The sequence below is a fragment of the Pseudonocardia broussonetiae genome (genome assembly GCF_013155125.1).
Lineage (GTDB): Bacteria > Actinomycetota > Actinomycetes > Mycobacteriales > Pseudonocardiaceae > Pseudonocardia > Pseudonocardia broussonetiae.
Genome location: NZ_CP053564.1, coordinates 1,161,725 through 1,175,719 on the forward strand (window position 1 = coordinate 1,161,725; position 13,995 = coordinate 1,175,719).

A 13,995-nucleotide genomic window follows, 5' to 3' on the forward strand; every position below is an offset into this window, starting at 1 on the left:
GCGCGACTCGCTCGCAACGAGAGCCCGACTCGCGGGCTTTCCGGAGTGTCAGGCCGCTCGGCGCGCCGCCGCGAGGCGGTAGGTCACCGGCACCGCGCCGGCCGCCAGCGCCGCGTCGACCGCCGCCAGCGCGGCCTCCACCCGGGCCGGCTTGCGCAGGTCCTTGGCACGCACGTTGATCCGGGCGACGCCGCCGCGGCGCACGACCCGCGCCACCTCGGCCACCAGCACCCGGCAGCGCCACGCCTCGGCCGCCCGGGCGTCGTCGGCGACCGGCCGCCGGTCCCCCGACGCGCGGAAGCCGAGCACGCGGGCGCGGACCGCGCCGGGGGCGTCGAGCCGGTGCACCCCGCTCTCGTCGGCGTACATCGTGAAGCCCTGCTCGCGCAGCGCCTCGACCGTGCCGGCGGAGGCGATCCAGCGGGGCGGGACGAACAGGTCGGTGCGCAGGTCGACCGCGCCGAGCGTGCGCCGGGCCGCGCGCAGCCGCAGGCCGGCCTCGTGCCGCGGCAGGGCGGCGAACTCGGCACGTCGGCCGACGCGGGCCGGGCCGGCGGTGTGGTCGAAGCCGTGCAGCACGATCGCGTCACCGCGCTCCCGGCGCCCGTGCAGCCAGCCGACCAGCGGCGCGTCGGACCGCCCGTCCCAGGCGCCGGGACGGTAGAGCTGCGAGACCGCGACGCCGCGGGCGTCGAGCGCCTCGGCGAACGCCGCGCCACGCGGCAGGGAGTCGTCGGTCAGACCGGACAGCGAGACGATCAGGCGGGCCACACCGTCATGGAGCCACACCGACGTGAACGGCTCGTGAGTGGCGACCGTCGTCAGGACGACGGTTTCCACTCACGGCCGGTGAGCCGCTCGTACACCTCCACGTACCGCGCCCGGGTGGCCTCGACGACGTCGGCGGGCACCTCGGGGCCGGGCGGGGTGCGGTCCCAGTCGAGCCCGGCCGACCAGTCGCGCACGAACTGCTTGTCGAACGAGAACTGGGGCCCGCCCGGGGACCAGCGGTCGGCGGGCCAGAAGCGCGAGGAGTCCGACGTCAGGACCTCGTCGGCGAGCACGATCTCCCCCAACGGGTCGAGCCCGAACTCGAGCTTCGTGTCGGCCACCAGCAGGCCCTGCGCGGCGGCCGTCTCGGCGCCGCGGGTGTAGACCGCGAGCGTGAGGTCGCGCACCCGCGCCGCGCGCTCGGCCCCGATCAGCTCCTCGACCTCGGCGAACGACAGGAACTCGTCGTGCTTCCCGACCGGCGCCTTCGTCGTCGGCGTGAAGATCGGCTCGGGCAGCTTCGAGCCCTCGACGAGCCCCGGCGGCAGCGCGACGCCCGACACCGTGCCCTGCTTCTCGTACTCCTTGAGCCCCAGCCCGGCGAGGTAGCCGCGCGCGATGCACTCGACGGGCAGCATCTCCAGCCGCCGGCAGCGCACCGCGCGCCCGGCGAACTCGGCGGGCACGTCGGTCGCGGAGACGACGTGGTGCGGCACCAGGTCGGTGAGCTGCTCGAACCACCACAGCGACAGCTGCGTGAGCAGCGCGCCCTTGTCCGGCACGGGCGTCGGCAGGACGACGTCGTAGATGGAGAGGCGGTCGGACGCGACGAGGACGAGGTCGTCGCCGTCGGCGTAGACGTCGCGGACCTTGCCCGAGTGCAGCAGCTTCACAGGATGGCTCCGGGGGTGTAGACGGCGGCCTCGGGGTGGGCGGCGACGATCCCGTCCACCCGCGCGACGACGGCCGCGACCTGCGCGGTGGCCGCACCGGTGAACGCCAGCGGGTCGGTCAGCAGGCCGTCGAACGACCCGCCGAGGCGCTCGTCGGCGGCGAGGCGGGCCATCAGGTCGTTCTCGGACTGGCCCTTCTCCCGCATGGCCAGCGCGACGCCGACCGCGTGCTCCTTGATCACCTCGTGCGCCGTCTCGCGCCCGACGCCCGCCCGCACCGCGGCCATCAGCACCGAGGTGGTGGCGAGGAAGGGCAGGTAGCGGTCGAGCTCGCGGGCGATGACGGCCGGATAGGCGCCGAACTCGTCGAGGACGGTGAGGGTCGTCTCGACGAGCCCGTCGAACGCGAAGAACGCGTCGGGCAGGGCGACGCGGCGGACCACGGAGTCGGAGACGTCGCCCTCGTTCCACTGCGACCCGGCCAGCTCGCCCGCCATGCCGGCGTAGCCCCGCAGCAGGACCATCATCCCGTTGATCCGCTCGGTGGAGCGCGAGTTCATCTTGTGCGGCATCGCCGAGCTGCCGACCTGCCCCGGCTGGAAGCCCTCGGTGGCCAGCTCGATCCCGGCCATCAGCCGGATCGTGGTCGCGAGCGACGACGGCCCGGCGGCGAGCTGGACGAGCGCGGTGAGCACGTCGAAGTCCAGGGAGCGCGGGTAGACCTGGCCGACGCTCGTGAGCGTCGCCTCGAAGCCGAGGTGCCGGGCGACGCGGGTCTCCAGGTCGGCGAGCTTGGCGGCGTCGCCGTCGAGGAGGTCGAGCATGTCCTGCGCGGTGCCCATCGGGCCCTTGATGCCGCGCAGCGGGTAGCGCGACCGCAGCTCCTCCAGCCGCGCGTAGGCGACGAGCAGCTCGTCGGCGGCGCTTGCGAAGCGCTTTCCGAGCGTCGTGGCCTGGGCGGCGACGTTGTGGCTGCGCCCGGCCATCGTCAGCTCGGCGTTCTCCGCGGCGCGGCGGGCGAGCCGGGCCAGCACGGCGACGGTGCGGTCGCGCACGTGCTCCAGCGACAGCCGGATCTGCAGCTGCTCGACGTTCTCGGTGAGGTCGCGGCTGGTGAGCCCCTTGTGGACGTGCTCGTGGCCGGCGAGCGCGTTGAACTCCTCGATCCGCGCCTTCACGTCGTGGCGCGTGACGCGCTCGCGCTCGGCGATCGAGGCGAGGTCGACGCGGTCGACGACGCGCTCGTAGTCCTCGACGACGCCGTCGGGCACCTCGACGCCGAGCTCGCGCTGGGCGCGCAGCACCGCGATCCACAGGCGGCGCTCCAGGACGATCTTGTTCTCGGGCGACCAGAGCGCCACGAGCTCACGGCTCGCGTACCGCGCGGCCAGGACGTTGGGGATCACGTTCAGGCAGCCTACGGACCGAGCACGCGCGACAGCACCTCGCGGGCCGTCGCACGCGGATCCGGGTCGGCCTCGATGAGCCCGCTCACCACGAACCCGTCGACGAGCGCGACGAGCTCGCGCAGCGCGTCCGGGTCGAGCGGCCGCCCGCATCGGGCGAGGACCTCGGCGAGCAGGGCGTCGAGCTCGCCGCGCAGCTCGCGCATCAGCGGGGCGAGGTAGGGGCGACGCCCGGCGCCGACGAGCCGCTCGTAGCGCAGCAGCACGGCGTCGAGGCCGCCGTCGCGGGACTCGGGCCCGAGCAGCTGGTCGAGGACGATCTCGATCAGCGCGGCGGTGTCGGGCGGACCCTCGGCGAGGGCGTCGAGCCGGGCGCGGCCCTCGGCGAGCTCGTCACGGCTGGTGCGCTCGGTGGCGGCGACGACGAGGTCGTCGAGGGAGTCGAAGTAGTACGTGGTGGACGACAGCGGCAGCCCGGCCCGCTCGGCCACGGCGCGGTGGCGGACGGCGTCGAAGCCGCCGGAGCGCAGCAGGTCGGCCGCGGCCGCCACCAGCTCGGCGCGGCGGCGCTCGCCCTTCGGGGTGCCCACGACTCCAGTGTCCCGCGCGGCGGACCGGCGCCCCGCCGCGGCGCCCTCCCGGCCGCTGCCAAGGGCCCTGCGCCGGCGCCCCCGCGGGCTGCGCCCGCCCGCCCCCGGCCCCCCCGCCCCCCGATTGACAGTGAAGTGGCTCCACTGGCGCCCAGTGGCAGTAAAGCCACTCCACTGTCACGCGGAGGGGGGCGGCGGACGGCGGGGCGGGCGGGCGGGCGGGCTGCGGCGCGGCGGGGGCCGGCGGCGCTGGCGGGCGGCGCGCTGGCGGGCGGGGGGCGGGCGGCGGGCGCGGCGGGGGGCGGGCGGGGGCGGGCGGCGGGCGCGGCGGGGGCGGGCGGCGCGGCCCCTGGCGGGGCGGGGCGGGCGGCGTCTACAGGCGGGGGGCCAGGTAGGCGGCCGCGGTGTCCAGGCGGCCCTCGAACGGCACGGGCGCCCCCGGCCCGTCACCCCTGGCCGTGACCACCACCGTGCCCCCCGACGCCGTCACCGACGACGCCGACGTCCCGCTCGTCGCCCCCGCCACCTCGCCCGGCGGCAGGTACTCGACCGTCAGCAGGCCGGGGGTGCCGGCGTCGTCGACCTCCAGGCTCACCCCCCGCTCCCCGCCGGGCCGGCAGTCCATCGTGACCGCGGCCTCGGTCGCGCCGGCCACCTCCGGCAGCACCTCCTCCACGAACGCCCGCAGCGCCGGGTCCTGGCGCTGCGCGCACTCCGTGGTGCCCGGGCCGAGCGGCGCGCCGGTGAACTCCGGCTGGTCGCGCAGCGACTCCGGGAGCTGAGCCTCCGGCGCCTGGGCCGCGGCGTCCTCCGCCGGAGCCGACTCCGCGAGCGCCGACCCGGCGGGCGCCGGGTCCGCGGGCGCCTCGGGCGCGGCGGCGGGTGCCGCGGCCGACGTCAGCTCACCGGAGCCGGCACCGGAGCCGGGCAGCCCGGTCGCCACTCCCACCCCGGTGACGACGAGCAGCGCCATCGCGCCGCCGAGCACGGCGGAGCGGCGGCGGGCGGTGATCCGCCGGGAGGTCGCGACCACGCGGTCGTGGTCGAACCCGGGCGGCGGGGCGTCCGAGGCGGCCTCGGAGAACAGGGCCGCGATGCGGTCGTCGTCGGTCATCGAACTCCTCCTCTCCCTCTCAGCCGGCCGGTCGCAGGTCGTCGAGCGCGTCGCCCAGCACCGCGCGCAGGGCGGCGAGCCCGTGCGAGGTCTGGCTCTTCACCGTGCCCTCCGAGCAGCCCAGCGCGGCGGCCGTGCCGGCGACGTCGAGCCCCTCCAGGTAGCGCAGCACGAGCACGGCCCGCTGGCGCGGCGGGACGGAACGCAGCCCGTCGACGAGGACGTGCCGCGTGGCCACCCCGTCGGAGCCGGATGCCACCGCCCCCGCCTCCACGACGTCGGTGGACCGCTCCCGCCGCCACGGCCGCCGCGACTCGTCCACGACCGACCGCACCACGGTCCGCCGCATCCACGCGTCGAGCGCGCCCCGGTCGCGGATGCGCCGCCAGTGCCGGTGCAGCGCGACGAACGCGGCCTGGGCGTGGTCGTCGGCGCGGTGCCAGTCGCCGCAGAGCAGGTACGCGGTGCGGCGGACGGCGTCGCGGCGCGCCCGGAAGTACGCCTCGAACTCCGCCTCGGCGGCCTGGTCCACCGCGGTCCCCTCCTCCCCGTCGCCCCCTGGACGGGCGCGCGGTCGGCCACGGTTGCACGCCTCCGCGAGCTTCCCCCGATCGGCGCAATCTCGTGACCGGACCGTGACCCTCGCGCAACCGCACCGGATCCGGCTGGTTGAATCGGGTGCTGTGCGACCCACCTCACGTTCCCGCCGGGCGTCCGCGAAAGCAGGTCCGATCGATCTGCGCTCGGACACCGTCACCCGGCCCACCAAGGAGATGCGCGCGGCGATGGCCGCGGCCGAGGTGGGCGACGACGTCCTCGACCGCGACCCCACGATGCGCGAGCTCGAGAACCGCGTCGCGGGCCTGCTCGGCGCCGCCGACGCGCTCTGGACGCCGAGCGGCTCGATGGGCAACCTCATCGCGCTGATGGCGCACGTCGCCCGCGGAGACGCGTTCCTGGCCCCGGCCGGCGCGCACGTCCTCGACGCCGAGCTGGGCACCGCCGCGTGGCTCGCCGGCGGCATGCCGCGCCCGCTGCCGCACGACGGCGGGCCGGGCAAGCTCACCCCCGACGCCGTGCGCCGCGCGGCCGGCAGCACCGGCCCGTACTACACGCTGCGCACCACCCTGCTGTGCCTGGAGAACACCCACAACGCCTCCGGCGGCACCGTCACCGCGCCCGAGGAGCACGCCGCCGTGGCCGCAGCCGCGCGCGCCGCGAAGCTGCGCGTGCACCTCGACGGCGCACGCCTGTGGAACGCCGCCGCCGCGCTCGGGGTGCCCCCGGGCGCGCTCACCGTCGGCGCCGACACCGTGCAGGTGTGCCTGAGCAAGGGCCTCGGCGCCCCGGTGGGCTCCCTGGTCGCGGGGTCCGCGGAGTTCGTCGAGGAGGCCCGGCGGCTGCGCAAGATGCTCGGCGGCGGTGTCCGCCAGGGCGGGGTGCTGGCCGCCGCCGGTCTCGTCGCGCTGGACCGGATCGACCGCCTCGCCGACGACCACCGCCGCGCCGGCACCCTCGCCGACGGCCTGCGCGAGCGCGGCTGGCAGGCCGCGGTGCCGCAGACCAACATCGTGCTCGTCGCCGTCGCCGACCTCGACGGCACGCTGAACCGCTTCGAGGAGGCGGGCGTCCGGGCGTCGGCGATGTCGGGGCAGGTCCGGTTGATGACCCACGCCGACGTCGACGACGCCGACATCGCCGCCGCGCTCGAGCGCATCGGCGCCCCGGGCGACGGCAGCGCCGGCCGCTCCGTCTACGCCCCGGTGCAGCGCGGGCTCAGGACGCCGGACGCCGGTCGCGCTCCAGTGCGTCCAGACGGGCGTTGAGCGCCCGCAGCTCGGCCAGCACCGCGCCCAGCTGCCCTTCGACGTCCTCGATGTCCTCGGCCGCCTTCTCCCCCGCGCGCCGCAGGTTCTCCACGAACCAGCTCGCGATCGACGCGGTGACGACGCCGAGCAGCGCGATCCCGGCCACCATCAGCGCCCCGGCGACGACCCGCCCCTCGAACGTCACGGGGAAGCGGTCGCCGTAGCCCACGGTCGAGACGGTCGTCAGCGTCCACCAGACGGCGTCGCCGAACGTCGTGATCGACGCGCCGGGTGCGTCGCGCTCGGCGTCGAGCACGGCCAGCGAGGCGACGAACCCGATCAGCGTCACGCTGCCGACGACGTAGAACACGACCCGGCCGCGGGCGTCGTCGCGGAGCTGGCGGTTGAGCACGCTGATGACGGTGATCACCCGCAGCGCGCGGAGCTGCCGGAACATGGGCAGCACCAGGATCGCGAGGTCCAGCAGGTGCGTGCCGACGTACCGCCAGCGCCGGTGCGCCAGGCAGATCCGCACGACGTAGTCGAGGCCGAACGTGATCCAGATGCCGGTGACGAGCGCCTCCAGCAGCGTCGCCCCCGGCTCGGGCATCGCCGGGTCGAGCACCTGCCACGCGTACGCGGCGAGGAACACCACCGCCAGCGCGGTGAGCCACCAGTCGACCCGCCGGTCCCAGGCCTCGATGCGCGGTTCACCGTCCATGCCGCGGGACAGTAATCCCGATCAGCGGGGAACCGTCCCGATCCACGCCTCCAGCCGCACCAGCGCCTCGCGCACGTCCTCGGTCGACCCGGCGCAGGACAGCCGGATCCAGCGGTGCCCGTCGACGGGGTCGAAGTCGAGACCGGGCGCGACGGCCAGCCCGACGTCGGCGAGCAGCCGGTAGACGAGGTCCATCGAGTCGGCCGCCAGGTGCGAGACCTCGGCGTAGACGTAGAACGCCCCGTCGGGCGGCGCGACCTGCGTGATGCCCAGGCGGGCCAGCCCGGAGAGCAGCAGCTCGCGGTTCACCGCGTAGCGCCCGACGTGGCCGTCGGCCTCGGCGTAGCTCGACTCCGCGAACGCCCCGAGCGCCGCCTGCTGCGCGAGCGCGGGCGGGCAGACGGTGAAGTTCCCGGCGACGCGGTCGGCCGCGCGCAGCAGCCGCGGCGGGAGCAGCAGCCAGCCCAGCCGCCAGCCCGTCATCGAGAAGTACTTCGAGAAGGAGTTGACGACGACCGCCTCGCGCGAGGTCTCCCACGCGCACGTGGTCGCGGGGGTGCCCGGATAGGAGATGCCGTGGTAGATCTCGTCGCTGACGAGCTGCACGCCGGTCGCCTCGCAGTGGGTGGCCAGCGCCGCGAGCTCGGCGGGGGCGAGCACCGTGCCGGTCGGGTTGGCCGGGCTGGCGACGACGAGGCCCTTCACCGGCTCGTCGAGCGCCTCCAGCATCTCGACGGTCGGCTGGTAGCGGGTCTCCGGACCGCACGGCAGCTCGACGACCTCGCAGCCCAGGGCGGACAGGATGTTGCGGTAGCAGGGGTAGCCGGGACGGGCCATCGCCACGCGGTCGCCCGCGTCGAACGCCGCCAGGAACGCCAGCAGGAACCCGCCCGACGACCCGGTGGTGACGACGACCTGCTCGGGCGGCACGTCGAGCCCGTACGTGCGCCCGTAGTGGCCGGCGATCGCGGCGCGCAGCTCCGGGACGCCCAGCGCGACGGTGTAGCCGAGGACCTGCTCCGCGATCGCGGTGGTCGCCGCCGCCCGCACCGCGGCGGGGGCGCCGGTGGAGGGCTGACCGGCCGAGAGGTTGACCAGGTCGCCGTGGGTGCGCTGCCGCTCCCCGGCCGCCGCCCACACGTCCATGACGTGGAACGGGGGGATCTCGGCGCGGCGGGAGGCGGTGGGCAGGGGGATCGACACGCCCTCACCCTAGGAAACCGCGGCGACGGCGACCGGCCCACCTCGGGCGGTCACCGCACCGAGGGCACGCCGATCTCCCCGCGCACGGCGCGCAGCGCGATGTCGGTGCGGTGGTGCGAGCCGGCGAGGTGCACGCCCTCGAGCCGGCGGTAGGCGTCGTCGCGGGCCGCGGCGAGGTCGGCGCCGGTGCCCACGACCGACAGCACCCGTCCGCCCGAGGACACGACCGCCCCGTCGTCGCGGCGGCGGGTGCCCGCGTGCAGGACGCCGTCGGCGTCGGCGCCGGTGATCGGGTCGCCCAGCCGCGGGGTCCCGGGGTAGCCCTCGGCCGCGACGACGACGGTGACCGCGGCGCCCTCGGCCCACTCCAGCGGGGGCAGGTCGGCGAGGGTGCCGGTCGCGGTGGCGTGCAGCAGCCCGGCGAGCGGCGTGCGCAGCAGCGCGAGCACGGCCTGGGTCTCCGGGTCGCCGAAGCGGCAGTTGAACTCGATCACCGACGGGCCCTGCGAGGTGAGCGCCAGCCCGGCGTAGAGCAGGCCCGTGAACGGGGTGCCGCGCGCCACCATCTCCCGCGCGACCGGCGCGACGACGGACTCCACCAGCTCGTCGGCGAGGTCCGGCGGGGCCCACGGCAGCGGCGCGTAGGCGCCCATCCCGCCGGTGTTGGGGCCGGTGTCGTCGTCGCCGACGCGCTTGAAGTCCTGCGCGGGCAGCAGCGGCACGACCACCTCGCCGTCGACGAGGCAGAACAGCGACGCCTCCGGCCCGTCGAGGAAGGCCTCCAGCAGCACCGGGTGCCCGCCGTCGAGCAGCGTCATGGCGTGGGCGCGCGCGAGGTCGCGGTCGGAGGTGACGACGACGCCCTTGCCCGCGGCGAGCCCGTCGTCCTTGACGACGTAGGGCGGGGTGGAGCGGTCGAGCGCGGCGTCGAGGTGCGCGGGGTTGTCGACGATCTCGCACCCGGCGGTCGCCACTCCGGCAGCGCCCATGACGTCCTTGGCGAACGCCTTGGAGCCCTCGATCCGCGCGGCGTCGGCGCCCGGGCCGAAGCACGCGATCCCGGCGGCGCGCACGGCGTCGGCGACGCCCGCGACGAGCGGCACCTCCGGACCGATCACGACGAGGTCGGCCCGCCACTCGCCGGCCAGCGCCGTGACGGCGGCCGGATCGAGGACGTCGAGCCCCCGCTGCTCGGCGACCGACGCCGTTCCCGCGTTGCCCGGGGCGCAGGCGAGCGCCGTCACCCCGGGATCCTGCGCGAGGGCGAGGAGGATGGCGTGCTCTCGAGCACCGGACCCGACGACCAGGACGCGCACGGTCGGGAAGCCTAGAGCGGCGCCCGCGGGGCCGCGTCGGCGCACCCGTCGTTCAGCGCCCCGACACGGGTCCGACTTCCCGCCGTGACCGCACCGTCGCCGGAGCGGGAGAGTGTGCGCGTAGTCGATCCGACCCCGCCTTCTCCACCTGCGAGGACACCACATGGCCCTACTGACCGCTGTCGCCGCCCCGCCAGCCCGCGCCGGGCAGACCGGGGGCGGGGCCGCGTCGGTCGTCGTCATCGGGCACCGCGGCGCGGCGGGCTACCGCCCCGAGCACACGCTGGCCTCCTACGAGCTCGCCGCGCGGATGGGCGCCGACTTCATGGAGCCCGACCTCGTCAGCACCGCCGACGGCGTCCTGGTGGCTCGGCACGAGTCGCAGATCGGGACCACCACCGACGTCGCGGCGCACCCGGAGTTCGCCGACCGCCGCACCACGAAGACGGTCGACGGCTTCGTCCACACCGGCTGGTTCACCGAGGACTTCACCCTCGCCGAGCTGCGGACCCTGCGCGCCACCGAGCGGATCCCGGAGATCCGCCAGGAGAACACGATCTACGACCGGCGCTTCGAGATCCCCACGTTCGAGGAGGTCCTGCAGCTGCGCACCCGGCTGTCCGCGGAGCTGGGGCGCGAGATCGGGGTCTACCCCGAGACCAAGCACCCCACCTACTTCGCGGGGCTGGGCCTGGCGCTGGAGCCCCCGCTCGTCGCGGCGCTGGAGGCGGCCGGGCTCAACCGGCCCGACGCGCCGGTGTTCGTCCAGTCCTTCGAGACGACCAACCTGCGCGCACTCGACCGGGTGCTCGCCGTGCCGCTCGTCGCGCTGCTCGACGACGAGGGCGCGCCCGCCGACCTCGCGGCCACGGGCGACACCCGCACCTACCTCGACCTCCTGACGCCCGAGGCGCTGGCCGACATCGCGACCTTCGCCGACGGCATCGGCCCGTACAAGGACCTCGTGATCGCCCGCAACGCCGACGGGACGCTCGGGGCGCCGACCTCCCTGGTCGCCGACGCCCACGCCGCCGGCCTGGTCGTGCACCCCTACACGTTCCGCAACGAGAACCAGTTCCTGCCGGTGGGCCTGCGCTCGGCCGGCGGGCCCACCGACTACGGCGACGCGTTCGCCGAGTACGCCGCGTTCTTCGCCACCGGCATCGACGGGGTCTTCGCCGACAACCCCGACACCGCCGTCGCGGCGCGGGCGCTGCACCGGGCGGCGTAGCGGGGGCTCAGACGATCCGCTCGTCGACGTAGCACCACCGCCACGCCTCGCCCGGCTCGAAGGACCGGACGACGGCGTGGTCGTGCTCCTTGGCGTGCGCGGTGGCGTGGCGGTGCGGGCTGGAGTCGCAGCAGCCGACGTGCCCGCAGGTCAGGCAGAGCCGCAGGTGGGCCCAGACGTCGTCGCCGATCGCGCGGCAGTCGGCACAGCCGTCGGCGCTGTCGGGGGCGGGTTCGGACCAGTTCCCCTCGTCGAAGGTCACTGTGTGCGCGCAGGTCATGTCGGTCATCCTTCACCCATGAGCCCCGAGCCGCGAACCGTCCGATGCACGTCGAGCTGACCCTGCTCGTCCTCGTCCTGGGGGCGCTGGCCATCACCGCGGTGTGCCGCCGGTTCGACGTCTCCGCGCCGCTGGTGCTGGTCGTCGCCGGCATCGCGGCGTCGTTCCTGCCCGGGATCGAGGGACTGGAGATCGAGCCGGACGTCGTCCTGCTCGTCGTGCTGACGCCGCTGCTGTACTCCGCGGCGCTGGAGTCGTCCTACCTCGGGATCCGCGCCAACCGGCGTCCGATCGGCCTGCTCGCCGTCGGGCTGCCCGCGTTCACCGCGCTGGCCGTGGGGCTGGTGGCGTGGTGGCTGGTGCCCGAGCTGTCGCTGGCCGCCGCACTCGTCCTGGGCGCCGTCGTGGCCCCGCCGGACGCCGTGTCCGCGCTGGCCGTGGGCCGCCGGCTGGGGCTGCCGCGGCGGGTCATGACGATCCTCGGCGGCGAGAGCCTGATCAACGACGCCACCGCGCTGACGCTGTTCCGGGTGTTCGTCGCGGCCGCCGCCGGCACCGCGGTCTCCGTGCTGGACGGGCTCTGGATGTTCCTGGCCGCGGCCGTCGGCGGCACCGTGATCGGGCTGGCCGTCGGCTGGCTCGTGCACCGGGTCCGGATGCACCTGCACGACGCCCGCGTGGAGAGCGCGCTCGGGCTCGTCGTGCCGTTCGCGGTGTACCTGGTCGCGGAGGAGGCGCACACGTCCGGCGTGCTCGCCGTCGTCGTCACCGGGCTGTACCTGGGCCACCACGCGCCCGAGGGCGGCTACGCGTCGCGGCTGCAGGAGCAGGCGGTGTGGCAGGCGAGCGACACGATCCTGGAGTCGGTCGTGTTCGCCCTCATCGGGCTGCAGCTGACCACGGTCATCGCGCAGGCGGGCGACGCCGGGCGCCTCGTGCTCTACGGGCTCGCCGTCACCGCGGCCACGGTGCTGGCCCGGGTGGTGTGGGTGTTCCCCGCGACCTACCTCCCGCGCGCGCTGTTCCGCGGCGTGCGCAAGGCGGATCCACGGCCGCCGTGGCAGGTGCCGGCGGTGATCTCCTGGTCGGGGATGCGCGGGGTGGTGACGCTCGCCGCCGCCTTCGCGATCCCGGCTACCGTGCCCGGGCGGGACACGATCGTCTTCCTGGCCTTCTTCGTCACGATCGCGACGCTGCTGCTGCACGGGCTGACGCTGCCCGCGATCATCCACCGCCTCGGCGTCCGCGACACGAGCGGCGAGGCCCAGGTGCTCGCCGAGGCGCAGGCGCAGTACGCGGCGGTGCAGGCCTCCATCGGGCGCCTCGACGAGCTCATGACCGACTCCGGGGGCGGGGCGACGGCGCACACCGCGGAGAAGCTGCGGCGGTTCGCGCAGATGCGGGCCAACCAGGTGTGGGAGCAGCTCGGGCGGCCGGAGTCGGAGACGGGCGAGAGCCCCGGGGCGGCCTACAACCGGCTGCGGCGCGAGATGCTCACCCGCGAGCGCGACACGTTCGTCGCCCGGCGCGACGCGGGCGAGATCGACGACGAGATCCTGCGGCGGGTGCAGCGCCAGCTCGACCTGGAGGAGGCGATGCTGGCGCGCGACGACGGCTGACCCGCCCGCCCCACGGCACGCTCGCACGGTCACCGCGACTCGCTCGCACGGAGACCGCGACTCGCGGGCCGTTCCGGAAAGCCCGCGAGTCGGGGTCTGGTTGCGAGTGAGTCGGGGTCAGGGCGTCAGGAACCCCGCCAGCAGCGCGTTCACGGCGTCCGGGCGCTCCTGGTGCGGGAAGTGCCCCACGCCGTCCAGCACCTCCGACCGGAACGGCCCGGCCGCCCACTCCCCCGACCGGGCCGCCGTCGACGGCAGCAGGCACGGGTCGAGCGCGCCGTGGACCTGCAGCACCGGCGCGTCGACGGGCCGGGACACCGCGGCCGCGTACCGCCTCCCGTCGCCCCGGAACTGCGATCGCAACGCCCACCGGTAGTACTCCATCGCGCAGTGCACGACGCCCGGCACGCGGATCGCGCTGCGGCACCGGGCGGCGGCCTCGGCGAAGTCGTCGGAGGCCGCCCAGTCCGGCCCCGCCCAGCCGCGCAGGATCCGCTCGACGCGCGCCCCGTCGTCGACGCGCAGGGCGCGCTCGGGCCAGCGCGGCACCTGGAACGCGAGCGCGTAGGACGCCGTCGCCCGACCCTGGCCGCGCAGGTCGCGCACGAACTGCGACCGCACGGCCAGCGGGTGCGGCGCCCCGAGCACCGTCAGCGAGCGGACGCGCCGGGGCTGCAGCGCGGCCACCGTCCACGCGATCAGCCCGCCCCAGTCGTGCCCGACGACGTGCGCGCGGGTCTCACCGAGCGCCCCGATCAGGCCGGCGGCGTCGCCCGCGAGGGTCCACAGGTCGTAGCCGCGGGGCGGCTTGTCGGTGTCGCCGTAGCCGCGCAGGTCGACAGCCACGGCGCGGAACCCGTGCTCGGCCAGCGCGACGAGCTGGTGGCGCCAGGTCCACCAGAACTCCGGGAAGCCGTGCAGCAGCACGACCAGCGGCCCGTCACCGCACTCGACGACGTGCTGCCGGATCCCGTTGGCCGACACCTCGCGGTGCGACCACGGGCCGGGGACGCGCACCGACGACGGATCGGGCGCGCGCACGG

General features: G+C 75.8%; 14 protein-coding genes. 3 read left to right on the plus strand and 11 right to left on the minus strand.

The window, feature by feature from the left end; genetic code table 11:
* Nucleotides 1–48 precede the first annotated feature (48 nt).
* The 6 genes from HOP40_RS05705 to HOP40_RS05730 all read right to left on the minus strand — a co-directional run bounded on the left by HOP40_RS05705 (nt 49) and on the right by HOP40_RS05730 (nt 5,306).
* Entirely contained in the window at nt 49–771 is a 723-nt protein-coding gene (locus HOP40_RS05705; RefSeq protein ID WP_172155334.1) for a DUF2334 domain-containing protein, read from the minus strand.
* Nucleotides 772–821: 50 nt separating this feature from the next.
* The gene (locus tag HOP40_RS05710) at nt 822–1,664 is read right to left on the minus strand and encodes a phosphoribosylaminoimidazolesuccinocarboxamide synthase (protein WP_172155336.1); all 843 of its coding nucleotides are present in this window, start codon (nt 1,662–1,664) and stop codon (nt 822–824) included.
* Nucleotides 1,661–3,070, minus strand: coding sequence for an adenylosuccinate lyase (purB, locus tag HOP40_RS05715; protein ID WP_172155338.1), 1,410 nt, complete (start codon nt 3,068–3,070; stop codon nt 1,661–1,663). Before purB ends, HOP40_RS05710 begins: the two co-directional genes overlap by 4 nt.
* Before the next feature lie 11 nt (nt 3,071–3,081).
* Nucleotides 3,082–3,660, minus strand: coding sequence for a TetR/AcrR family transcriptional regulator (locus tag HOP40_RS05720; protein WP_172155340.1), 579 nt, complete (start codon nt 3,658–3,660; stop codon nt 3,082–3,084).
* Between the two features lie 373 nt (nt 3,661–4,033).
* Entirely contained in the window at nt 4,034–4,774 is a 741-nt protein-coding gene (locus tag HOP40_RS05725) for a hypothetical protein (RefSeq protein WP_172155342.1), read from the minus strand.
* Between the two features lie 19 nt (nt 4,775–4,793).
* Entirely contained in the window at nt 4,794–5,306 is a 513-nt protein-coding gene (locus tag HOP40_RS05730; RefSeq protein WP_172155344.1) for a SigE family RNA polymerase sigma factor, read from the minus strand.
* Between the two features lie 151 nt (nt 5,307–5,457).
* Here HOP40_RS05730 and HOP40_RS05735 point away from each other — a divergent pair, with 151 nt between their 5' ends.
* Entirely contained in the window at nt 5,458–6,600 is a 1,143-nt protein-coding gene (locus tag HOP40_RS05735; RefSeq protein WP_172155346.1) for a threonine aldolase family protein, read from the plus strand.
* Here HOP40_RS05735 and HOP40_RS05740 read toward each other — a convergent pair.
* The 3 genes from HOP40_RS05740 to purD form a co-directional block, all read right to left on the minus strand.
* Nucleotides 6,551–7,303: a potassium channel family protein gene (locus tag HOP40_RS05740; protein ID WP_172155348.1), complete on the minus strand. Its 753-nt coding sequence runs from the start codon at nt 7,301–7,303 to the stop codon at nt 6,551–6,553. The two genes, HOP40_RS05735 and HOP40_RS05740, sit on opposite strands and share 50 nt — an antisense overlap.
* A gap of 21 nt (nt 7,304–7,324) precedes the next feature.
* Nucleotides 7,325–8,449 carry an aminotransferase class I/II-fold pyridoxal phosphate-dependent enzyme gene (locus HOP40_RS05745; protein ID WP_172167906.1) on the minus strand — a complete coding sequence of 375 codons (1,125 nt, stop codon included), beginning with the start codon at nt 8,447–8,449 and terminating at the stop codon, nt 7,325–7,327.
* A 107-nt stretch (nt 8,450–8,556) separates the two neighbouring features.
* The gene (gene purD / locus HOP40_RS05750) at nt 8,557–9,822 is read right to left on the minus strand and encodes a phosphoribosylamine--glycine ligase (RefSeq protein ID WP_172155350.1); all 1,266 of its coding nucleotides are present in this window, start codon (nt 9,820–9,822) and stop codon (nt 8,557–8,559) included.
* A 163-nt stretch (nt 9,823–9,985) separates the two neighbouring features.
* Between purD and HOP40_RS05755 the strand changes: the two genes are divergently transcribed.
* Nucleotides 9,986–11,053, plus strand: coding sequence for a glycerophosphodiester phosphodiesterase (locus HOP40_RS05755; protein ID WP_172155352.1), 1,068 nt, complete (start codon nt 9,986–9,988; stop codon nt 11,051–11,053).
* A 7-nt stretch (nt 11,054–11,060) separates the two neighbouring features.
* On the opposite strand, the gene HOP40_RS05760 is transcribed toward HOP40_RS05755, so the two are convergent.
* The gene (locus HOP40_RS05760; protein WP_205347094.1) at nt 11,061–11,342 is read right to left on the minus strand and encodes a UBP-type zinc finger domain-containing protein; all 282 of its coding nucleotides are present in this window, start codon (nt 11,340–11,342) and stop codon (nt 11,061–11,063) included.
* 35 nt (nt 11,343–11,377) lie between these two features.
* On the opposite strand from HOP40_RS05760, the gene HOP40_RS05765 reads away from it, so the two are divergent.
* Entirely contained in the window at nt 11,378–12,952 is a 1,575-nt protein-coding gene (locus tag HOP40_RS05765; RefSeq protein ID WP_172155354.1) for a Na+/H+ antiporter, read from the plus strand.
* 117 nt (nt 12,953–13,069) lie between these two features.
* On the opposite strand, the gene HOP40_RS05770 is transcribed toward HOP40_RS05765, so the two are convergent.
* On the minus strand, nt 13,070–13,993 hold the full coding sequence (locus HOP40_RS05770; RefSeq protein WP_172155356.1) for an alpha/beta fold hydrolase: 924 nt from the start codon (nt 13,991–13,993) through the stop codon (nt 13,070–13,072).
* Nucleotides 13,994–13,995: the final 2 nt, after the last annotated feature.